Source organism: Pseudomonas californiensis (genome assembly GCF_021147775.1).
GTDB classification, from domain to species: domain Bacteria; phylum Pseudomonadota; class Gammaproteobacteria; order Pseudomonadales; family Pseudomonadaceae; genus Aquipseudomonas; species Aquipseudomonas californiensis.
In genome coordinates, this window is record NZ_JAGTPK010000004.1 from 49,616 (window position 1) to 70,028 (window position 20,413).

22 protein-coding genes are annotated in these 20,413 nt (G+C 58.3%); all 22 read left to right on the top strand.

The window, feature by feature from the left end:
- Positions 1-239: 239 nt before the first annotated feature.
- The 22 genes from fliL (at position 240) to KDX37_RS05355 (ending at position 20,395) form a co-directional block, all read left to right on the top strand.
- Positions 240-740: a flagellar basal body-associated protein FliL gene (fliL, locus tag KDX37_RS05250; RefSeq protein ID WP_231651627.1), complete on the top strand. Its 501-nt coding sequence runs from the start codon at positions 240-242 to the stop codon at positions 738-740.
- Between the two features lie 9 nt (positions 741-749).
- Positions 750-1,718, top strand: coding sequence for a flagellar motor switch protein FliM (gene fliM / locus KDX37_RS05255; RefSeq protein WP_231651628.1), 969 nt, complete (start codon positions 750-752; stop codon positions 1,716-1,718).
- 61 nt (positions 1,719-1,779) lie between these two features.
- Positions 1,780-2,241, top strand: coding sequence for a flagellar motor switch protein FliN (fliN, locus tag KDX37_RS05260; protein WP_231651629.1), 462 nt, complete (start codon positions 1,780-1,782; stop codon positions 2,239-2,241).
- A complete protein-coding gene (gene fliO / locus KDX37_RS05265) occupies positions 2,242-2,691 on the top strand; it encodes a flagellar biosynthetic protein FliO (RefSeq protein WP_231651630.1) in 450 nt (149 codons plus the stop codon).
- On the top strand, positions 2,691-3,443 hold the full coding sequence (fliP, locus tag KDX37_RS05270; RefSeq protein WP_231651631.1) for a flagellar type III secretion system pore protein FliP: 753 nt from the start codon (positions 2,691-2,693) through the stop codon (positions 3,441-3,443). Before fliO ends, fliP begins: the two co-directional genes overlap by 1 nt.
- Positions 3,444-3,468: 25 nt before the next feature.
- Complete coding sequence (gene fliQ / locus KDX37_RS05275) at positions 3,469-3,738, top strand: flagellar biosynthesis protein FliQ (RefSeq protein WP_231651632.1); 270 nt, start codon at positions 3,469-3,471, stop codon at positions 3,736-3,738.
- A gap of 6 nt (positions 3,739-3,744) precedes the next feature.
- Positions 3,745-4,530: a flagellar biosynthetic protein FliR gene (fliR, locus tag KDX37_RS05280; protein WP_231651633.1), complete on the top strand. Its 786-nt coding sequence runs from the start codon at positions 3,745-3,747 to the stop codon at positions 4,528-4,530.
- 1 nt (position 4,531) lies between these two features.
- Positions 4,532-5,668, top strand: coding sequence for a flagellar biosynthesis protein FlhB (flhB, locus tag KDX37_RS05285; protein WP_231651634.1), 1,137 nt, complete (start codon positions 4,532-4,534; stop codon positions 5,666-5,668).
- A 183-nt stretch (positions 5,669-5,851) separates the two neighbouring features.
- A complete protein-coding gene (flhA, locus tag KDX37_RS05290) occupies positions 5,852-7,981 on the top strand; it encodes a flagellar biosynthesis protein FlhA (RefSeq protein ID WP_231651635.1) in 2,130 nt (709 codons plus the stop codon).
- Between the two features lie 11 nt (positions 7,982-7,992).
- The gene (gene flhF, locus KDX37_RS05295) at positions 7,993-9,321 is read left to right on the top strand and encodes a flagellar biosynthesis protein FlhF (RefSeq protein WP_231651636.1); all 1,329 of its coding nucleotides are present in this window, start codon (positions 7,993-7,995) and stop codon (positions 9,319-9,321) included.
- A gap of 115 nt (positions 9,322-9,436) precedes the next feature.
- Positions 9,437-10,270 carry a flagellar synthesis regulator FleN gene (fleN, locus tag KDX37_RS05300; protein ID WP_003412391.1) on the top strand — a complete coding sequence of 278 codons (834 nt, stop codon included), beginning with the start codon at positions 9,437-9,439 and terminating at the stop codon, positions 10,268-10,270.
- The gene (gene fliA, locus KDX37_RS05305; protein WP_002554271.1) at positions 10,267-11,007 is read left to right on the top strand and encodes an RNA polymerase sigma factor FliA; all 741 of its coding nucleotides are present in this window, start codon (positions 10,267-10,269) and stop codon (positions 11,005-11,007) included. Before fleN ends, fliA begins: the two co-directional genes overlap by 4 nt.
- Positions 11,008-11,262: 255 nt before the next feature.
- Positions 11,263-11,637 carry a chemotaxis response regulator CheY gene (locus KDX37_RS05310; RefSeq protein WP_231651637.1) on the top strand — a complete coding sequence of 125 codons (375 nt, stop codon included), beginning with the start codon at positions 11,263-11,265 and terminating at the stop codon, positions 11,635-11,637.
- A 19-nt stretch (positions 11,638-11,656) separates the two neighbouring features.
- Entirely contained in the window at positions 11,657-12,442 is a 786-nt protein-coding gene (locus KDX37_RS05315; RefSeq protein WP_231651638.1) for a protein phosphatase CheZ, read from the top strand.
- A gap of 31 nt (positions 12,443-12,473) precedes the next feature.
- Complete coding sequence (locus tag KDX37_RS05320; RefSeq protein WP_231651639.1) at positions 12,474-14,717, top strand: chemotaxis protein CheA; 2,244 nt, start codon at positions 12,474-12,476, stop codon at positions 14,715-14,717.
- Positions 14,718-14,769: 52 nt separating this feature from the next.
- On the top strand, positions 14,770-15,948 hold the full coding sequence (locus KDX37_RS05325; RefSeq protein ID WP_231651640.1) for a protein-glutamate methylesterase/protein-glutamine glutaminase: 1,179 nt from the start codon (positions 14,770-14,772) through the stop codon (positions 15,946-15,948).
- Positions 15,948-16,688: a flagellar motor protein gene (locus KDX37_RS05330; RefSeq protein ID WP_231651641.1), complete on the top strand. Its 741-nt coding sequence runs from the start codon at positions 15,948-15,950 to the stop codon at positions 16,686-16,688. Before KDX37_RS05325 ends, KDX37_RS05330 begins: the two co-directional genes overlap by 1 nt.
- A 6-nt stretch (positions 16,689-16,694) precedes the next feature.
- Positions 16,695-17,582: a flagellar motor protein MotD gene (gene motD, locus KDX37_RS05335; RefSeq protein WP_231651642.1), complete on the top strand. Its 888-nt coding sequence runs from the start codon at positions 16,695-16,697 to the stop codon at positions 17,580-17,582.
- Positions 17,583-17,635: 53 nt separating this feature from the next.
- Positions 17,636-18,424: a ParA family protein gene (locus tag KDX37_RS05340; RefSeq protein WP_231651643.1), complete on the top strand. Its 789-nt coding sequence runs from the start codon at positions 17,636-17,638 to the stop codon at positions 18,422-18,424.
- A 102-nt stretch (positions 18,425-18,526) separates the two neighbouring features.
- Positions 18,527-19,456, top strand: coding sequence for a CheW domain-containing protein (locus tag KDX37_RS05345; protein ID WP_231651644.1), 930 nt, complete (start codon positions 18,527-18,529; stop codon positions 19,454-19,456).
- A 57-nt stretch (positions 19,457-19,513) separates the two neighbouring features.
- Entirely contained in the window at positions 19,514-19,993 is a 480-nt protein-coding gene (locus KDX37_RS05350) for a chemotaxis protein CheW (RefSeq protein ID WP_231651645.1), read from the top strand.
- Positions 19,994-20,395 (top strand): DUF2802 domain-containing protein, encoded by a 402-nt coding sequence (locus KDX37_RS05355; RefSeq protein ID WP_231651646.1) that lies wholly within the window; start codon positions 19,994-19,996, stop codon positions 20,393-20,395. It begins immediately after the preceding gene.
- The last annotated feature ends 18 nt before the right edge of the window (positions 20,396-20,413 follow it).

The following is a 20,413-nucleotide window of genomic DNA, read 5'->3' on the forward strand; positions in this document are numbered from 1 at the left end:
CAACACGCACCGACTTGCTCCACTGCTGACGTGTGTCGCTCTGGGGCAGGTGGGATCGCGAAACCTCCCGGTTGTCGCGCTGAAGATTCCCGCCTGGAATGCTCGCCTGACCTGCGTGCCAGCGCCGAGTGGTATCTATTTGTGTCCGTTGAGTTGCGGCTTCTTTCAACTCTGGCATAACACTTGCTCAGCCCCTGTCACATATTGAAGAACCTCTTGAATAGTGACGGATTATTGGCATGGCGAAGAGCGACGAAGTTAAAGACCCCGCATCCAAAGGCAAGCTCAAGCTCATCATCATTGCGGTTGTGGCGTTGCTTCTCGCCGTCGGCCTTTCAGTGGGAGCAACCTGGTTTCTGATGCACAAGGGTGAAAGCAAGCCTGATCCGGCAGCTGCCGCAGCTGCAGCCAACGTCAAGCCGGTGGCGGTGTTCGAGCCACTGACGCCTGCTTTCGTCGTTAACTTCAATGCCGGCGGTCGCCAGCGCTACATGCAGGTCAGCATCACCATGCTGGGGCGTAACGCTGCCGACATGGAGGCCTTGAAGGTGCATATGCCGGTGATTCGCAATAACCTGGTCATGCTGTTTGCTGCCATTCCTTTTGATTCGCTGGCCTCGCCGGTCGGTCAGGAAATGCTGCGTCAGAAAGCGACAGCGAGCATTCAGGAAGTGGCACAGAAAGAACTCGGCAAGACTGTGATCGAACAGCTGCTGTTCACTAATTTCGTATTGCAGTAGGACTCTCACATGGCCGTGCAAGACCTGCTGTCCCAGGATGAAATCGACGCGCTGCTGCATGGCGTGGACGATGGTATGGTCCAGACTGAAGCCGCTGGCGAGCCGGGCAGCGTCAAAAGCTATGACCTGACCAGCCAGGACCGAATCGTCCGGGGTCGCATGCCGACCCTGGAAATGATCAACGAGCGATTTGCCCGCTACACGCGTATCAGCATGTTCAACCTGCTGCGCCGTTCGGCGGACGTGGCGGTCGGTGGCGTGCAAGTCATGAAGTTCGGTGAGTACGTGCACTCGCTGTACGTGCCTACCAGCCTCAATCTGGCCAAGATCAAGCCGCTGCGAGGCACAGCGTTATTCATTCTTGACGCCAAGCTGGTGTTCAAGCTGGTGGACAACTTCTTTGGCGGTGATGGCCGTCACGCCAAGATCGAAGGCCGTGAATTCACGCCAACCGAGTTGCGCGTGGTCCGCATGGTGCTGGATCAGGCCTTCATCGACCTGAAGGAAGCCTGGCAGGCGATCATGGAAGTGAACTTCGAGTACATCAATTCGGAAGTGAACCCGGCCATGGCCAACATCGTCGGCCCGAGCGAGGCGGTGGTGATTTCAACGTTCCATATCGAACTCGATGGCGGTGGTGGCGATCTGCACGTGACCATGCCGTATTCGATGATCGAGCCGATCCGCGAAATGCTCGACGCCGGCTTCCAGTCGGATCTTGATGATCAGGATGAGCGCTGGGTCAACGCGCTCAAGGAAGACGTGCTGGACGTCAATGTGCCGCTGAGCACTACCATTGCCCAGCGCCAGTTGCCTTTGCGCGATATTTTGCACATGCGGCCTGGCGACGTGATTCCGATCGAACTGGCCGACTCGCTGGTCATGCGGGCCAACGGTGTGCCTTCGTTCAAGGTCAAGCTCGGCTCGCACAAGGGCAAGATGGCCCTGCAAGTAATCGAACCCATAGCGCGACGCTGACCCTCGAGGTCTACGTCGGAAATTGTTGCGTAATTGAATCACTGTTCGCAGAGGACAACCGATGGCTGATGAAAACGATATGACGTCTGCTGAAGACCAGGCACTGGCCGATGAGTGGGCTGCTGCATTGGGTGAGGCCGGTGAAGGTGGTCAGGATGACATCGACGCGCTGCTGGCCGCTGACGCAGGCAATTCGACCAATCGCATGGCGATGGAAGAATTTGGCAGCGTGCCGAAAAACACCGCGCCGGTGACGCTGGATGGTCCGAACCTGGATGTGATTCTGGACATCCCGGTGTCGATCTCGATGGAGGTGGGCAGCACGGACATCAACATCCGCAACCTGCTGCAGCTCAACCAGGGTTCGGTGATCGAGCTGGATCGTCTTGCCGGTGAGCCGCTGGACGTGTTGGTCAACGGCACACTGATTGCCCATGGCGAAGTGGTTGTGGTCAACGAGAAGTTCGGTATCCGTCTGACTGACGTGATCAGCCCAAGTGAACGCATCAAGAAGTTGCGCTAAGTGAGGCGCTTGCTGAGCGTTCTGCTGATGCTGCCTGCCTTGGTATGGGCTGCTGAGCCCACTGCGCAGGCCGCACCGACAGCCCCTGCGCAAGTAGCCGGCAGTGTCTCCAGCGGTATGGGCGGGCAAGTGGCGCAGCTGCTGTTCGGTCTGTTGCTGGTAGTCGGTCTGATCTTCGTCCTGGCGTGGGTCATGCGTCGGGTACAGCGTGCCGGGCCGAACAATAGTCAGGTGATCGAACTGGTGAGTTCGCGGGCCATCGGTCCGCGTGATCGACTGGTGCTGGTTCAGGTTGGCAATGAGCAGGTTCTACTGGGTATCTCACCGGGCAGCATCACGCCTTTGCATGTGCTCAAGGAGCCTGTGCAAGTGCCGGTGCGCGAGCAGACGACCCCTGAATTCGCTCAGCGTCTGCTGGAGCTGATGGGCAAGGATAAGGACAAGAAGTAATGGGCGCCTCGCGTTTCCTGATTCTGCTGCTGTTAGTGATGGCGGCGCCGTTGGCGCTGGCAGCCGATCCACTTTCAATCCCCGCGATCACGCTGTCCAACGGCGCGGATGGTCAGCAGGAGTACTCGGTCAGCCTGCAGATCCTGCTGATCATGACGGCGCTGAGCTTTATCCCGGCGTTCGTCATGCTGATGACGAGCTTCACCCGCATCATCATCGTGTTTTCCATCCTTCGCCAGGCGTTGGGTCTGCAGCAGACGCCGTCCAATCAGATCCTCACTGGCATGGCGCTGTTTCTGACCATGTTCATCATGGCGCCGGTGTTCGATAGGGTGAATCAGGATGCATTGCAGCCCTATCTGGCCGAACAGTTGACGGCCCAGGATGCGGTGGCCAAGGCTCAGGTGCCGATCAAGGATTTCATGCTGGCGCAGACACGTACCAGCGACCTTGAGTTGTTCATGCGTTTGTCCAAGCGTACCGATATCGCAACGCCGGACGCCGCGCCGTTGACGATTCTGGTACCGGCTTTCGTGATCTCTGAACTCAAGACGGCGTTTCAGATCGGCTTCATGATCTTCATTCCATTTCTTATCATCGACCTGGTGGTGGCCAGCGTTTTGATGGCGATGGGTATGATGATGCTGTCGCCTCTGATCATTTCCTTGCCGTTCAAGATCATGCTGTTCGTGCTGGTGGATGGCTGGGCGTTGATCGTCGGGACGCTGGCTGGCAGTTTTGGTGGCGTATGAGTCGTTTTGCTGAGGAGTCTGTGCAATGACGCCGGAAGTCGCGGTCGATCTGTTTCGTGAGGCGTTATGGCTGACCACGGTGCTGGTTGCGATTCTTGTGGTGCCGAGTCTGATCTGTGGTCTGTTGGTGGCCATGTTCCAGGCGGCAACCCAGATCAACGAACAAACGCTGAGCTTTCTGCCGCGTCTGATCGTGATGCTGATCACCTTGATCGTGATAGGCCCTTGGCTGTTGAAGATTTTCATGGAATACATGCTGTCGTTGTACAGCAGTATTCCGACGCTGATCGGCTAGCGCTGCATGCAGCCGATGCTTGCGTTGACCGATGCCCAGATCAGTACCTGGGTTGCCAGCTTCATGCTGCCGTTGTTTCGCATCGTCGCTGTCCTGATGACCATGCCTATCATCGGTACGACGCTGGTTCCCCGGCGTATTCGCCTGTATTTTGCCGTCGCGATCACGGTGGTGGTTGCGCCAGTGCTGCCCGCCATGCCCTCCGTTCAGGCGCTTGATCTGAGTGCGCTGCTGCTGATCGGCGAGCAGATCATCATCGGTGCTGGTATGGGGCTGGCACTGCAGCTGTTCTTCCAGATATTTGTTATCGCCGGCCAGATCATCTCGACCCAGATGGGTATGGGCTTCGCATCCATGGTCGACCCCACCAATGGCGTTTCTTCGGCCACGATCGGTCAGTTTTTCACAATGCTGGTCACGCTGCTGTTCCTGGCCATGAATGGGCATCTGGTGGTGCTGGAAGTGGTTGTCGAAAGCTTCACAACGATGCCGGTAGGCAATGGTCTGCTGATCAACAATTTCTGGGGGCTGGCGACCGGGCTCGGCTGGGTGATGAGTTCTGGCCTGCGACTGGTATTGCCTGCTATCACCGCATTGCTGATCATCAACATCGCGTTTGGCGTCATGACGCGCGCCGCGCCGCAGCTCAATATCTTTTCCATCGGTTTCCCGCTCACGCTCGTGCTCGGGATGGTCATTCTGTGGATGACCATGGCCGATATCCTCAATCAGTATCAACCCTTGGCCGTAGAAGCTTTGCAGGGGTTGCGCGACATGGTGAGGGCTCGTTGAGATGGCAGAAAACGAGAATGGCCAGGACAAGACAGAAGACCCCACGGATAAAAAGGTCAAGGACTCACGCGCCGAAGGTCAGATCGCGCGCTCCAAGGAGCTGACCACGCTGGTGGTGATGCTGATGGGCGCTGGCGGGCTGTTGTGGTTCGGCGGGGGCATCGCGCAGATGATGTCCGAATTGATGCGCGACAATTTTACCATCAGCCGTGAAACGCTGATGGACCAGGACTACATGGGCAAGGCGCTGCTCAGCTCGGGTCGGCATGCGCTGGTCGTAGTACTGCCTTTTCTGGTCGCCATGCTGGTAGCAGCACTGGTAGGACCTATCATGCTGGGCGGCTGGTTGTTCGCCACCAAATCGCTGGCGCCCAAGTTCAGTCGAATGAACCCTGCGGCGGGCCTCAAGCGGATGGTTTCGCCCAATTCGTTGATTGAGTTGCTCAAGTCGTTCGCCAAGTTTCTGATCATTCTTGCGGTTGCACTGGTGGTGCTCAGCAAGGAGCGCAACGATCTGGTTGCCATCGCTCATGAGCCCCTGGAACAGGCGATTATTCACAGTCTGCAAGTGGTGGGTTGGAGCAGCTTCTGGATGGCGTGCGGGCTGATATTCATCGCTGCAGCCGATGTTCCGTTCGTGCTGTGGGAAGCCCATAAGAAACTGCTGATGACCAAGCAGGAAGTGCGCGATGAGCACAAGAACAGCGAGGGCAGCCCCGAGGTCAAGCAGCGGATTCGCCAGTTGCAGCGCGAAATGTCCCAGCGTCGCATGATGGCGTCCATTCCCGAGGCGGATGTCATTATCACCAACCCGACCCACTTTGCCGTGGCCTTGAAGTACGATCCCGAGCAGGGCGGGGCGCCAATGTTGCTGGCCAAGGGTACTGATCTGATGGCGTTGAAGATTCGCGAGATCGGCGCGCACAACCAGATCCTTATTCTGGAGTCTGCCGCGCTGGCCCGCTCCATCTACTACAGCACCGAGATTGAGCAGGAGATACCGGCCGGGCTTTATCTGGCGGTTGCGCAAGTGCTGGCTTATGTCTACCAGATCCGTCAGTTTCACTCGGGGCACGGCAAGCGTCCCGATCCGCTGGGTGACGTGCCGATCCCGACGGATTTGCAGCGCGATTCCTGACGCCCCATCGACGTTCTACTGTCCTTAGACTCAGGCGAGGTCTTGATCGTTATTTTCCTGGCGCACCGGCGTTTCAGGCCTGCAATTGCGGGCTTTTGAAAAGTTGGACAGCTTTTTGCAATAAGTCATTACAGGTCGCCTACGGCGTCAAAGTTTTGATCTAGTGCGCAGGTAAAAGAATCAGTGGATCGCTCTCAGATACTCAATAGCGCACGCAGCAATCTGGCAGGCCTTGGCCGTGGCCAGTTGGGTGTACCGGTATTGTTGCTGGTCATGCTGGCAATGATGATGTTGCCCATGCCGCCCTTCCTGCTGGACGTGTTCTTCACGTTCAACATTGCGCTGTCTATCGTCGTTCTGCTGGTCTGCGTCTATGCGCTGCGGCCACTGGATTTCTCGGTGTTCCCGACCATTCTGCTGGTGGCAACGCTGTTGCGTCTGGCGCTGAACGTCGCATCGACGCGCGTGGTCATGCTTCACGGTCAGGACGGCCACGCCGCTGCGGGCAAGGTGATCCAGGCCTTCGGTGAGGTTGTGATCGGCGGCAACTATGTAGTCGGTATCGTAGTGTTCGCGATTCTGATGATCATCAACTTCGTTGTAATCACCAAGGGTGCCGGCCGTATCTCTGAAGTGAGTGCGCGTTTTACCCTTGATGCGATGCCCGGCAAGCAGATGGCAATCGATGCCGACCTCAACGCCGGCCTTATCGATCAGCCTGAAGCCAAGCGCCGCCGTTCCGAAGTGGCTCAAGAGGCTGAGTTCTACGGCTCCATGGACGGTGCCAGCAAATTTGTGCGCGGCGACGCCATCGCGGGCCTGCTGATTCTGTTCATCAACCTCATCGGCGGCATGCTCGTCGGTATCATGCAGCACAACATGACCTTTGCCGACGCAGGCCGTGTTTACACCCTGCTGACCATCGGTGACGGTTTGGTGGCGCAATTGCCATCACTGCTGCTGTCCACGGCTGCTGCGATCATGGTGACCCGTGCTTCCGGTTCGGAAGAAATGGGCAAGCTGATCAACCGTCAGATGTTTACCTCTCACAAGGCACTGGCAGTTTCCGCTGCAATCATGATTGTGATGGGGCTGGTGCCGGGCATGCCGCACTTCTCGTTCATCAGCCTGGGTCTGGTGGCTGCCGGTGCCGCATACCTGCTGTGGAAGAAAGAGCATCAGGTAAAGGTCGAGGCGCTGGCCGAAGTTCAGCGTCAGCAGGATCTGCTGCCATCGCCAACCCGCGTGCTGGACTCCAAAGAGCTCGGCTGGGATGACGTTACGCCGATCGACATCATCGGCCTTGAGGTGGGCTACCGCCTGATTCCGCTGGTAGACCGCAACCAGGGTGGGCAGTTGCTGGCGCGTATCAAGGGCGTGCGCAAGAAGCTGTCCCAGGAACTGGGTTTCCTGATGCCGACCGTGCACATCCGCGACAACCTTGACCTGGCGCCCAGCGCCTATCGGTTGACGCTGATGGGCGTGATTCTCGCGGAAGCAGAGATCTACCCTGACCGCGAGCTGGCTATCAACCCTGGACAGGTGTTCGGTACGCTCAATGGTATTACCGCCAGAGATCCGGCATTTGGCCTTGAGGCGGTCTGGATCGAGATCAGTCAGCGCAGCCAGGCGCAGTCGCTTGGCTACACCGTGGTAGACGCCAGTACGGTAGTGGCCACTCACCTCAACCAGATTCTTTACAAGCACTCGCATGAACTGATCGGCCACGAGGAGGTCCAGCAATTGATGCAATTGTTGGCCAAGAGCTCGCCCAAGCTGGCTGAAGAGCTGGTGCCGGGTGTTCTTTCGCTGTCGGCGTTGCTCAACGTGCTGCAAGCCCTGCTTGCCGAACATGTACCGGTGCGTGACATCCGCAGCATTGCAGAAGCCATCGCCAACAATGCCAGCAAGAGTCAAGATACCGCCGCTTTGGTAGCGGCGGTTCGCGTTGGTTTGAGCCGCGCAATCGTGCAAAGCATTGTAGGCATTGAGCCGGAGCTGCCTGTCATCACTCTGGAACCAAGGTTGGAACAGATATTGCTCAATAGTTTGCAGAAGGCTGGTCAGGGTCAGGAAGAAGGCGTTCTTCTCGAGCCAAGCATGGCTGAGAAGCTTCAGCGTTCGTTGATCGAGGCAGCTCAGCGTCAGGAAATGCAAGGGTCGCCGGTGATACTGCTGGTGGCCGGTCCGATTCGGGCGATGCTGTCACGATTTGGACGATTGGCTGTACCGAACATGCATGTGCTGGCGTATCAGGAAATTCCTGACAACAAGCAAGTAACCATCGTAGCGACTGTCGGGCCGAACGGCTGAGGTAGTGAGTCATGCAAGTTAAGCGATTTTTCGCCGCCGATATGCGTCAAGCCATGAAGCTGGTTCGCGATGAGCTGGGCGCCGAGGCGGCCATCATTGGCAACCGCCGCATCGCCGGTGGCGTCGAGCTGACTGCCGCTCTGGATTACAAGCTGTCGGCGCTGGCACCTCGTGTACCGAACATGGAGCTTGAAGACGAACTGCGCAAGACACAGTCGCGCATCGTCTCGGCTCAGGCCGAGCTGAACAATCGCAGCGACAGCGATGCCTCGGTCAATCTGCAGCTGTTTTCCGGCAAGCCGGTCAGCGCAGTCGACACTCATATCGAACCGACGCTTGAAGAGCCACCACGTCCTTTCGCCTACGCGCCAGCGCCTGCCGCCGAACCTGCTGGCGGGCAGCGCGCGTATGATTCGATGCGTTCCGAATTGAACGGCCTGCGCGAGTTGCTGGAAGTCCAGCTCGGCTCCCTGGCCTGGAACCAGTTGCAAGGCAGCCGTCCGCAGCAGGCCAACCTGTGGCGCCGTCTGCAGCGGGTCGGCTTGTCCGGTCCGCTCTCACGTGACCTGTTGTCGATGATTCCTGAAATCGACGAGCCTCGTCAGGCCTGGCGCATGTTGCTCGCGCACTTGGCGCGGATGATTGCCGTACCGGATACCGAGCCATTGGAAGAGGGCGGTGTGATCGCCATGGTCGGCCCTGCCGGCATGGGCAAGACCACGACGCTGGCCAAACTGGCTGCCCGCTACGTCCTGAAATACGGCCCGCAGAACATCGCGCTGGTCAGCATGGACAGTTTCCGTATCGGCGCGCAGGAGCAGCTCAAGACACTGGGTCGCATCCTCAACGTGCCGGTCACTCATGTCGATCCTGGCCAGTCGCTGGTTCAGGCGCTTGAGCCCCTTTTGCGCAAGCGTGTGGTGTTGATTGATACCGCAGGCCTGCAAGCCAGCGATCCTGCGTTGCGCATGCAACTGGAGAGCCTGGCGGGCCGTGGCATCAAGTCGCGCAATTACCTGGTCCTGGCAACTACCAGCCAGAAGCAGGTGCTGTCGGCGGCCTATCACAGTTACAAACGTTGTGGCCTGGCCGGATGCATTCTGACCAAGCTGGATGAAACAGCCAGTCTCGGCGAAGTGTTGAGCCTGGCGATCAGTCACGAATTGCCTGTTGCTTACCTGACTGACGGCCCTCGTATTCCGGACGATTTGCATCTTCCGCGCCGTCATCAACTGGTAAGCCGCGCGGTGAGCATACAAATGCAAGACGAGCCTAGCGAGGAAGCGATGGCTGATATGTTCGCCGACCTCTACCACACACCGGGCAAGAGGGTGGGTTAAGTGATGGATATGATTGGAATGTCCCTGCATCGATGGTCTGCCCGGCGCTGTTCTTTCGCCACCGTGCAGCCTGTAATGTGGTTTCGGTCTACGCAAGACAAGGTAAAGAAATAACATGGGCAGCATGCATCCCGTACAGGTTATCGCGGTGACCGGCGGCAAAGGTGGCGTCGGTAAGACTAACGTTTCAGTGAATCTTTCACTGGCTCTGGCCGAGCTTGGCCGACGCGTCATGCTGCTGGATGCCGATCTGGGTCTGGCCAATGTCGATGTCCTTCTGGGGCTGACGCCCAAGCGCACGCTGGCGGACGTCATTGAAGGGCGTTGCGAATTGCGTGATGTGCTCTTGCAGGGGCCGGGCGGTGTTCGCATCGTACCTGCTGCTTCCGGCACTCAAAGCATGGTGCACCTGTCGCCTGCGCAACACGCAGGGTTGATCCAGGCGTTCAGCGAGATTGGCGACAACCTCGACGTGCTGGTCATCGACACTGCTGCGGGGATCGGTGAATCGGTCGTGAGCTTCGTGCGTGCCGCTCAGGAGGTGTTGTTGGTGGTGTGCGATGAGCCCACCTCAATCACTGACGCCTATGCCCTGATCAAGCTGCTGAACCGCGATTACGGTATGAACCGCTTCCGTGTTCTGGCCAACATGGCACAGAGCCCTCAGGAAGGCCGCAACCTGTTTGCCAAGCTGACCAAGGTGACGGATCGCTTTCTTGATGTCGCGCTGCAATACGTCGGTGCTGTGCCTTACGACGAATGCGTTCGCAAGGCAGTGCAGAAGCAGCGGGCCGTCTATGAAGCGTTTCCGCGTTCCAAATGCGCGCTTGCTTTCAAGGCTATCGCCCAGAAGGTTGATACCTGGCCGCTGCCAGCCAACCCAAGGGGCCACCTTGAGTTCTTCGTTGAGCGACTTGTTCACCAGACCAGCGCGGGGCCTGTCCAATGACAGCGAGCGGCTACCAGATGTACAGCAAGGCCTCCCGTAATTCGCAGTACGAGCTGATCGAGCGCTACGCGCCGCTGGTCAAACGTATCGCTTATCATCTGTTGGCCCGTTTGCCAGCCAGTGTTCAGGTCGAAGACCTGATCCAGGCAGGGATGATCGGTCTGCTCGAGGTTTCGACCAAATACGACTCGACCAAGGGCGCGAGTTTCGAAACTTATGCCGGTATTCGCATACGTGGCGCGATGCTCGATGAAGTGCGCAAAGGTGACTGGGCACCCCGCTCGGTGCATCGCAATACGCGCATGGTCAGTGATGCAATACGGGCAATTGAAGCGAAAACCGGACGTGACGCTAAAGATCACGAGGTTGCTGCCGAACTCCAGTTGAGTCTCGATGATTATTACGGGATTTTGAATGACACCTTGGGCAGTCGCCTTTTCAGTTTCGACGACCTTTTACAGGATGGCGATCATGAAGGGCTGCACGAGGACGGGGCCAGCGGTTCGCTCGAACCGTCGCGCGACCTGGAAGACGAACGCTTCCAGGCTGCGTTGGCCGATGCAATTGCCAACCTGCCGGAGCGTGAGCGGCTGGTCCTGGCGCTGTACTACGACGAAGAACTGAACCTCAAAGAGATCGGAGAGGTCCTGGGGGTCAGCGAATCGCGAGTCAGTCAGTTACACAGCCAGTGCGCAGCTCGTTTGCGAGGGCGTTTGGGGGAGTGGCGAGCGCGTTGACAGGTAGCGCCCGACATACGTCGGGCGGTATCTGCAAGCCGGCTGTGCAGAGCGTTACGTGGTAACAGGATAGACACGGCAGGAGCCTGTCGGGCAGCGCCTCGATGGGCTGTCGCTTGGGGTCTGTGCCTGTCGTTTTACCAAGCCCGTCGTCGTTTCGTACAGCTGGGTTGTGCTGTGCCAGTATTTGATTGAACAGCGTGTTCAGGTGCTGAACGCGTTAAAGACTGCTTGGAGGTCGAATTGGACAAGAACATGAAAATCCTCATCGTTGATGACTTCTCAACGATGCGGCGGATCATCAAGAACCTGTTGCGTGACCTGGGGTTTACCAACACATCTGAAGCAGATGACGGTCTGACCGCTCTGCCGATGCTGCAAAGCGGCGCCTTTGATTTTCTGGTGACGGACTGGAACATGCCTGGCATGTCCGGTATCGATCTGCTGCGTCAGGTTCGCCTGGACGAGCGCCTCAAGAACCTTCCCGTTCTGATGGTTACAGCAGAAGCCAAGCGTGAGCAGATCATCGAAGCTGCCCAGGCCGGGGTGAACGGTTATGTCGTCAAGCCTTTCACGGCCCAAGTGCTGAGCGAAAAGATCGACAAGATCTTCGAACGCGTCAATAGCTGATGCATGCCGCGAGGGCGCTATGGATACCAAAGATTCGATGGGTGACTTTGAGTCGACCCTAAAGAAACACGCGCAGGAACTGGTCACCAGCCTTGAAAAAGGCCGATTCGGCGAAGCTGTGCAACTGATCCATGAGCTCAATCAGACGCGCGATCGCGGCCTGTATCAGGAAGTGGGCAAGCTGACACGCGAGTTGCACAGTGCAATTGTCAATTTTCAGATTGACCCGCACATGCCGCAAGCCGAAGAAGTGTCCCAGATCACTGACGCGACCGAGCGCTTGTCGTACGTTGTGAGGCTGACCGAAGGTGCAGCCAACCGCACGATGGACCTGGTTGAGCAAAGCACGCCATTGATGCATGGCTTGAGCAGCGAAGCCAAGTCGCTGAGTGCCGATTGGGGGCGTTTCATGCGCCGTGAAATCGGTGCAGACGAATTTCGTGAGTTGGCCAAACGCGTTGACGGGTTTCTGACGCGTAGCGAAAAGGAAACTCACGAGGTTGCCGGTCACCTCAATGACATTCTGTTGGCGCAGGACTATCAGGACCTTACAGGTCAGGTGATCAAGCGCGTCACGCAATTGGTCACTGAAGTCGAAAGCAATCTGCTGAAACTGGTGCTCATGGCCAGTCAGGTTGATCGCTTTGCGGGCATCGAACATGACGCTGAATCCATCCTTGCTGAAAAAGATCCTAAAAAACATCTCGCTCAGGGTGAAGGTCCGCAGATTCATGCCGATAAACGTGAAGACGTCGTATCCGGACAGGATGATGTAGACGATCTGCTATCGAGCCTCGGCTTCTAGGTCTGTTGACGATAATTTTAGGGAGCACCCCATGAGCTTCGGCGCCGATGAAGAGATCCTTCAGGATTTTCTGGTAGAGGCCGGCGAGATTCTGGAGCAGTTGTCAGAACAATTGGTCGAGCTGGAAAGCCGACCGGATGATGCTGATCTGCTCAATGCAATTTTTCGCGGTTTTCACACTGTTAAAGGGGGCGCCGGCTTCCTCCAGCTCCACGAGCTGGTGGAGTGCTGCCACATCGCCGAAAACGTGTTCGACATTCTTCGCAAGGGTGAGCGGCGCGTTGATTCCGAACTCATGGACGTGGTTCTTGAAGCACTGGACACGGTCAACAGCATGTTTGGCCAGGTTCGTGAGCGTACGGATGTGACCGCAGCGACCCCAGAGCTTCTGGCCGCGCTGTCGCGTCTGGCCGAGCCTCAGTCTGCCGACGAGGTCGTTGCGGCCGAGCCGGAACCTGAACCTGTCGTAGAGGCGGTGGCCGAAGCCGTCCAACCTGCTGCGGCCAGCGACGACATCACTGACGATGAATTCGAACAATTGCTCGACTCGCTGCATGGCAGCAAGCCTGTTGCAGCGGTCAGTGCGCCTGCACCGGCGGCCCAAGCGCCTGCCAGCGATGAAATCACCGATCAGGAATTTGAGTCCCTGCTCGATCAGTTGCATGGCAAGGGCAAGTTCGCGGCTGACGCTGCGGTCGCCCCGGCACCGTCCCCTGCTGCCCGAGCAGGCACAGCTGCACCTGCGAGCGACGAGATTACCGACGACGAATTCGAGGCGCTTCTTGATCAGTTGCATGGCAAGGGCTCCTTCGACGGTGCCGTAGTCGCGCCAGTCGCTGCAGAGGCCGTCGCTGCCAAAGCTCCGGTCGCTGCTGTGGCGTCTGACGAGATCACCGATCACGAATTTGAAAACCTGCTGGATGAGTTGCACGGCAAAGGCAAATTCGAGCCTCAGGCGGTAGTGGCCAAGGCGCCAGCGCCTGCTGCTGCGCCAGCGCCCGTCGCCAAGCCTGCACCTGCTGCCAAGGCCGAAGCTGCACCCGCCAAGGCTGCAGCGGCACCGGCCCGCGCTCCTGCGCCAAGCGAAAAGCCCGCAGCTTCGGAAGCGGAAACCACGGTACGGGTCGACACTGCGCGTCTTGACGAGATCATGAACATGGTCGGCGAGTTGGTGCTGGTGCGTAATCGTCTGGTGCGCCTGGGCCTCAACAGTGGCGACGAAGCCATGTCCAAGGCGGTTTCCAACCTTGATGTGGTGACAGCCGATCTGCAGACTGCGGTGATGAAAACCCGCATGCAGCCGATCAAGAAAGTCTTCGGTCGCTTCCCGCGTCTGGTTCGTGACCTGGCGCGTCAGCTCAAGAAAGAGATCAATCTGGAACTGGTCGGTGAAGAAACCGACCTGGACAAGAACCTCGTCGAGGCGCTTGCCGACCCGCTGGTCCACTTGGTGCGCAACGCGGTAGACCACGGTATCGAGACACCGGAAGAGCGCGAAGCCACGGGCAAGTCCCGCGGTGGCCGCGTGATTCTCTCGGCCGAACAGGAAGGCGACCATATCCTGCTGTCGATTTCCGATGACGGCAAAGGCATGGACCCCAATGTCCTGCGTTCGATTGCGGTCAAGCGCGGGGTGATGGACAAGGATGCTGCCGATCGCCTCAGCGATACCGACTGCTACAACCTGATCTTTGCACCGGGTTTCTCGACCAAGACCGAGATTTCCGACGTCTCCGGCCGCGGTGTGGGCATGGACGTGGTAAAGACCAAGATCTCCCAGCTCAATGGTTCGATCAATATCTACTCGACCAAGGGCCAGGGTTCGAAGATCGTCATCAAGGTCCCGTTGACCCTGGCGATCATGCCGACCCTGATGGTGATGCTGGGCAACCAGGCGTTTGCGTTCCCTCTGGTCAACGTCAACGAAATCTTCCACCTGAACCTTTCAACCACCAACGTCGTTGATGGCCAGGAAGTGGTGATCGTACGTGACAAGGCGCTGCCGCTGTTTTACCTCAAGCGTTGGCTGATCAGTTCTGCCGCGCACGAAGAACAGCGTGAAGGGCATGTCGTGATCCTTACTGTCGGCACCCAGCGGATCGGCTTCGTCGTCGACCAGTTGGTGGGTCAGGAAGAGGTGGTGATCAAACCGCTGGGCAAGATGTTGCAGGGTACGCCGGGTATGTCGGGCGCCACCATTACCGGTGACGGTCGTATTGCCTTGATTCTCGATGTACCGAGCATGCTCAAGCGTTACGCCGCCCGGCGTATTTGATTCTGGGGTTGCGGGCAGTCTCTGACTGCCTGCGGCGCCTATTGGAGTGTTTATGGCAGTCAAGGTCCTGGTGGTGGATGATTCCGGTTTCTTCCGCCGCCGTGTTACGGAAATCCTTTCTTCGGACCCCAACATTGAGGTCGTCGGCACTGCAACCAATGGCAAGGAAGCGATTGAACAGGCACTGGCGCTCAAGCCTGATGTGATCACCATGGACTACGAGATGCCGATGATGGATGGCATCACAGCCGTCCGCCATATCATGCAACGCATCCCCACTCCGGTACTGATGTTCTCGTCGCTCACCCATGAAGGCGCACGCGTCACACTGGATGCGCTGGACGCCGGTGCAGTCGATTTTCTGCCCAAGAACTTTGAAGATATCTCGCGCAACCCGCAGAAGGTCAAGCAACTGCTGTGCGAGAAGATCAACAGCATTTCGCGCAGTAACCGCCGCGTCAGCAGTTTTGGCGCCGCGCCCGCGCATGCTCCGTTACATGCCCCTGCGGTAACGCCAGGCGCGCCGCCGCTGTCCAGCCGCGCACCTGCACCGGCTGCACCTGCACGAGCGCCATTGCCGACGCGCACTGCTGCGCCCGTTGCGCCTGCCACTCACTCACACGCTCATGCTCCGGCACATCCGACGACGTCTGGCACGCCCAAGCGCAAAGCCTACAAGCTGGTTGCAATTGGTACTTCCACGGGCGGTCCGGTTGCCTTGCAGCGTGTATTGACCCAACTGCCCGCCAGTTTCCCTGCACCGCTGGTGCTGATCCAGCACATGCCTGCCGCGTTTACCAAGGCCTTCGCCGAGCGTCTCGACAAGCTGTGCAAGATCAGCGTCAAGGAAGCCGAAGACGGCGATGTGTTGCGTCCAGGGCTGGCCTTGCTGGCGCCTGGCGGCAAACAGATGATGGTCGACAGCCGTGGCACGGTGAAGATTCTGCCGGGTGACGAGCGCCTCAACTACAAGCCGTGCGTGGACATTACTTTCGGCTCGGCGGCCAAGTCGTACGGCGACAAAGTGCTGTCCGTCGTGCTGACCGGTATGGGGGCTGACGGCCGTGAAGGTGCTCGTCTGCTCAAGCAGGTCGGCAGTACGGTATGGGCGCAGGACGAAGCGAGCTGCGTGATCTACGGCATGCCGATGGCAATCGTCAAGGCGGAGCTCGCCGATGCGATCTACAGCCTGGATGACATTGGCCGGCATCTGGTCGAGGCGTGTATCTGATGGATGTACTGAGTCTTATCGGTCTTATCCTGGCGTTTGTCGCGATCATCGGCGGTAACTTTCTCGAAGGCGGTCACCTCAGCGCGCTGCTCAATGGTCCGGCCGCACTGATTGTGCTGGGCGGTACATTGGGCGCTTCGTTGTTGCAATCACCAATGAGTGCGTTCATGCGCGCCATGAAAATCATCCGCTGGATTCTTTTTCCGCCGCGCATCGATCTGCCGGGCGGCGTTGATCGGGTGATCGGCTGGAGTATGACGGCTCGCAAGGAAGGCCTGCTGGGTCTTGAGTCCGTCGCGGACGCCGAGCCTGACAGCTACGCCCGCAAGGGCTTGCAGTTGCTGGTTGACGGCGCTGAGCCAGAAGCGATTCGCAGTATTCTTGAGGTGGATTTCATTACTCAGGAAACCCGTGATATTCAGGCCGCCAAGGTGTTCGAAAGCATGGGCGGCTACGCGCCGACCGTGGGCATCATCGGCGCTGTGATGGGCTTGATTCATGTGATGGGCAATCTGGCCGATCCGAGCCAGTTGGGCAGCGGTATTGCCGTGGCGTTCGTCGCGACCATTTACGGTGTCGCGACGGCCAACCTGATCCTGCTGCCGGTTGCCAACAAGCTCAAGGCAATTGCCCATCGTCAGTCGCGCTATCGCGAAATGCTGCTCGAAGGCCTGCTGTCGATTGCCGAAGGTGAAAATCCGCGCTCCATCGAACTCAAGCTGCAAGGCTTCATGGAGTAACAGGACATGGCCCGACGTCGTCCGCCCGAAGATCACGAAAATCATGAACGCTGGCTGGTGTCCTACGCCGACTTCATCACCCTGCTGTTCGCGTTCTTCGTGGTCATGTATTCGATTTCGTCGGTCAACGAAGGCAAGTACAAAATCCTTTCCCAGGCATTGGTAGGCGTGTTCAACGACGCTGAGCGCACCATGAAGCCGATCCCCATCGGTGAGCAGCGCCCGGTGTCGGTAAAACCTGCCGAGCCGTTGCTCAAGGAAAGCGAGCAGACGGACGCGGGCATTGGCCAGGCTTCCGACGACCCTCTGAAGACCATCGCTCAGGATGTGCGCGATGCGTTCGGTGACCTGATCAAGTCGGACCAGATGACTGTTCGCGGCAATGAGCTCTGGATCGAGATCGAACTCAATTCCAGCATGTTGTTCGGCAGCGGTGACGCGATGCCCAGCGACAAGGCATTCACCATCATCGAGAAGGTCGCGGGCATCGTCAAACGCTTCGACAACCCTATTCATGTGGAAGGCTTCACTGACGACCAGCCGATAAGCACCTCGCAGTTCCCGACCAACTGGGAACTGTCATCGGCGCGTTCGGCCAGTATCGTGCGCATGCTGGCCATTGACGGCGTCAACCCGGCCCGTCTGGCATCCGTAGGCTATGGCGAATTCCAGCCAATTGCGCCTAACACTTCTGTCACCGGGCGCGCCAAAAACCGCCGCGTGGTGCTGGTGATTTCGCGCAATCTGGATGTGCGGCGCAGTCTGACCAGTACCGGCACGGCCAATACGCAACCTGACGCTGCATTGAAGCGTGCTGGCACACAAACTGCACCGGTGCCAGCAAAGCCGCCGGTACGTGCGAACGCCGTCAATTCTCCGTCACCAGCTCCCTAGTTATCGTCAGTCATCGTCGGTATGGCCACTGCTGTTCTGAAGGAAAAAGATCAATGAGAGTCTGGGCAGTAGCCAATCAGAAAGGTGGAGTCGGAAAGACCACCACGACCATTGCCCTGGCCGGATTACTGGCAGATGCGGGCAAGCGCGTGGTGGTGGTCGATCTGGACCCGCATGGCTCGATGACCAGCTATTTCGGGCACAATCCTGACGAGCTCGAACACAGTGCGTACGATCTTTTCCTGCACAAGGGCGTCGTCCCGGATGGGTTGCCCGGCCAATTGTTATTACCGACCAGTGACCAGCGTATCTCCTTGATCCCGTCCAGTACTGCGCTTGCGACCCTGGAGCGTCAGTCGCCGGGACAGAGCGGCCTGGGGCTTGTGATTGCCAAGAGTCTTGCTCAATTGTGGCAGGATTTTGACTATGCCTTGATCGACAGCCCGCCGTTGCTGGGGGTGTTGATGGTCAACGCGCTGGCGGCCAGCCAGCAGCTGGCGATCCCGGTACAAACCGAGTTTCTCGCTGTGAAAGGTCTTGAGCGCATGGTCAATACTCTCGCCATGATCAACCGCTCACGCAAGGTGCCGTTGCCGTACACCATCGTACCGACGCTGTTCGACCGCCGCACGCAAGCCTCGATGGGCACCTTGAAACTGTTGCGTGACAGCTTCCCTGAGCATGTCTGGCAAGCCTACGTGCCAGTCGACACGCGTTTGCGTGACGCCAGCCGTGCGGGTCTGACGCCGTCGCAGAACGATGGCAAGAGCCGCGGTGTCATAGCGTACCGGGCATTGCTCAAACACATGCTCGCTGAGCAACTCAATACTCAGGTGGCCTGACGTGCGCCGTTATTCTTTCTGTGCATTCAGCTCAAGTGATGCCTCAATGCGGCCGATAACTCTATCAGGCTGCACACGCTCCATTTTTTGTTGGGCCCCGGTATGAACCGCCCTTTAGAAGTTGCTACACGACCCAAGCTGGCCTTGCAGTCTTATCTGGATGCGTTGCTTCAGGACGCCACCGAAGAACTGCAGGAGCCTTCCAGCAGCATTGATGAGTTTCAGGCGGCTGTGCTTGAAGAGCAGGCTTTTGACGCACGCAGGCAGGCGCAGATCAAGCCGGTGGCAGTGGCGGTTGCAGCACCCGCTGCGGTAGCGGTGCCGGTCAGACAGGCCGCGCCGGTAGCGGTCGCCGTTCCCGTTGCAGTACCGGTGATGACGCCGGTCATGATGCCGATGCCGATGGCCGACGTAGCGCCGGTGATTGTGGCCGAGTTACCGCAGGTTGAAGTGCCGCAGGTTGATGTGGTTGTAGCGACGCAGGAGCTGGTCGAGCCGGTCGCCGAGTTGAGCACGATGGTGACCCAGCACGGGCGCACGCCGCCGCCAACCATCGATGGTCGTCCGGCCTGGGCCGCTGAACCGTTTGAATGCCTGTTGTTCGACGTGGCAGGGCTGACGCTGGCAGTGCCGCTGGTGTGCCTGGGATCGATTTATCCGCTGGCGGGGCAGGAGCTGACGCCGCTGTTCGGTCAGCCGGACTGGTTTCTCGGGATTCTGCCGTGCCAGGCAGGCAACCTGAAAGTGTTGGATACGGCGCGCTGGATTATGCCTGATCGCTACCGCGACGATTTTCGCCAGGGATTGCAGTATGTGATCTCGGTACAAGGATATGAATGGGGGCTGGCGGTGCATCAGGTCAGCCGCTCGCTGCGCCTTGATCCCAACGAGATCAAATGGCGCGCACAGCGAGGTCAGCGTCCATGGCTGGCGGGTACGGTGATCGAACATATGTGTGCGTTGCTGGACGTTGCAGAGTTGGCCGAGCTGATAGCCAGTGGTGCGGTCAAGCAGTTGAACAAGTCTAAATAATCATGAGTGGGCGCCGGTTGCGTCGCTCGAAGAGTACACACGTGAGGGGTTTGGGGTATGAATAAGTCGTCTGCGCAAGGTTCTGAAGATCCAATCCTGCAATGGGTTACGTTCCGTCTGGACAACGAGTCCTACGGCATCAACGTGATGCAGGTTCAGGAAGTGCTGCGTTACACCGAAATTGCCCCGGTGCCGGGCGCTCCGAGCTATGTGCTGGGTATCATCAACCTGCGCGGTAACGTTGTGACCGTGATCGACACCCGTCAGCGCTTCGGCCTGGCACCGGTTGAAGTCAGCGACAACACGCGTATCGTGATCATCGAAGCTGACAAGCAAGTGGTCGGTATTCTGGTCGACAGCGTGGCTGAAGTGGTTTACTTGCGTCAGTCAGAAGTCGAAACTGCACCTAACGTCGGTAACGACGAGTCCGCCAAGTTCATTCAAGGCGTGTGCAACAAGAACGGTGAGCTGTTGATTCTGGTTGAACTGGACAAAATGATGTCCGAAGAAGAATGGTCCGATCTGGAGAACATCTGATTGATTCTTGAGGTAGCTGTCGTCTTTCTGGGTATCCTTTGGGTGATCACTCTGGGGATGTTCCTGGCCCATACCAGGCGTCAGCGCAAGCTTGATGCCGAGCGTGACGAGGCGGCTGCCTTGCGGGATCTGCGGATCAAAGAGTTGGCCCGCCGCGTGGAGAATTTTCAGAGCGGCACAGTGCGTATGGGCGAGGACTTGCATGAACTGCGTGCAGTCGTCGCCCCGTTACCGGACAAGCTCACGGCGTTGGAACAGCGCGATCCCTCCACGCTGTCTTTCGCCCAGGCCGCACGCCTTGTCGGCATGGGTGCCAGCGTCGATGAGCTGACTCAGTCCTGCGGACTGACTCAGGCCGAAGCGCAGCTGATGAGCAAATTGCACGGCCACACGGCCGGTTGATCTGCCAGACAGCCTGAT

Excerpts from the sequence above, each read along its gene's own strand:
- fliL (WP_231651627.1), top strand. The coding sequence starts at position 240 with ATGGCGAAGAGCGACGAAGTTAAAGACCCCGCATCCAAAGGCAAGCTC.
- fliM (WP_231651628.1), top strand. The coding sequence starts at position 750 with ATGGCCGTGCAAGACCTGCTGTCCCAGGATGAAATCGACGCGCTGCTG.
- fliN (WP_231651629.1), top strand. The coding sequence starts at position 1,780 with ATGGCTGATGAAAACGATATGACGTCTGCTGAAGACCAGGCACTGGCC.
- fliP (WP_231651631.1), top strand. The coding sequence starts at position 2,691 with ATGGGCGCCTCGCGTTTCCTGATTCTGCTGCTGTTAGTGATGGCGGCG.
- fliQ (WP_231651632.1), top strand. The coding sequence starts at position 3,469 with ATGACGCCGGAAGTCGCGGTCGATCTGTTTCGTGAGGCGTTATGGCTG.
- fliR (WP_231651633.1), top strand. The coding sequence starts at position 3,745 with ATGCAGCCGATGCTTGCGTTGACCGATGCCCAGATCAGTACCTGGGTT.
- flhB (WP_231651634.1), top strand. The coding sequence starts at position 4,532 with ATGGCAGAAAACGAGAATGGCCAGGACAAGACAGAAGACCCCACGGAT.
- flhF (WP_231651636.1), top strand. The coding sequence starts at position 7,993 with ATGCAAGTTAAGCGATTTTTCGCCGCCGATATGCGTCAAGCCATGAAG.
- fleN (WP_003412391.1), top strand. The coding sequence starts at position 9,437 with ATGGGCAGCATGCATCCCGTACAGGTTATCGCGGTGACCGGCGGCAAA.
- fliA (WP_002554271.1), top strand. The coding sequence starts at position 10,267 with ATGACAGCGAGCGGCTACCAGATGTACAGCAAGGCCTCCCGTAATTCG.
- KDX37_RS05310 (WP_231651637.1), top strand. The coding sequence starts at position 11,263 with ATGAAAATCCTCATCGTTGATGACTTCTCAACGATGCGGCGGATCATC.
- KDX37_RS05315 (WP_231651638.1), top strand. The coding sequence starts at position 11,657 with ATGGATACCAAAGATTCGATGGGTGACTTTGAGTCGACCCTAAAGAAA.
- KDX37_RS05320 (WP_231651639.1), top strand. The coding sequence starts at position 12,474 with ATGAGCTTCGGCGCCGATGAAGAGATCCTTCAGGATTTTCTGGTAGAG.
- KDX37_RS05325 (WP_231651640.1), top strand. The coding sequence starts at position 14,770 with ATGGCAGTCAAGGTCCTGGTGGTGGATGATTCCGGTTTCTTCCGCCGC.
- KDX37_RS05330 (WP_231651641.1), top strand. The coding sequence starts at position 15,948 with ATGGATGTACTGAGTCTTATCGGTCTTATCCTGGCGTTTGTCGCGATC.
- motD (WP_231651642.1), top strand. The coding sequence starts at position 16,695 with ATGGCCCGACGTCGTCCGCCCGAAGATCACGAAAATCATGAACGCTGG.
- KDX37_RS05340 (WP_231651643.1), top strand. The coding sequence starts at position 17,636 with ATGAGAGTCTGGGCAGTAGCCAATCAGAAAGGTGGAGTCGGAAAGACC.
- KDX37_RS05345 (WP_231651644.1), top strand. The coding sequence starts at position 18,527 with ATGAACCGCCCTTTAGAAGTTGCTACACGACCCAAGCTGGCCTTGCAG.
- KDX37_RS05350 (WP_231651645.1), top strand. The coding sequence starts at position 19,514 with ATGAATAAGTCGTCTGCGCAAGGTTCTGAAGATCCAATCCTGCAATGG.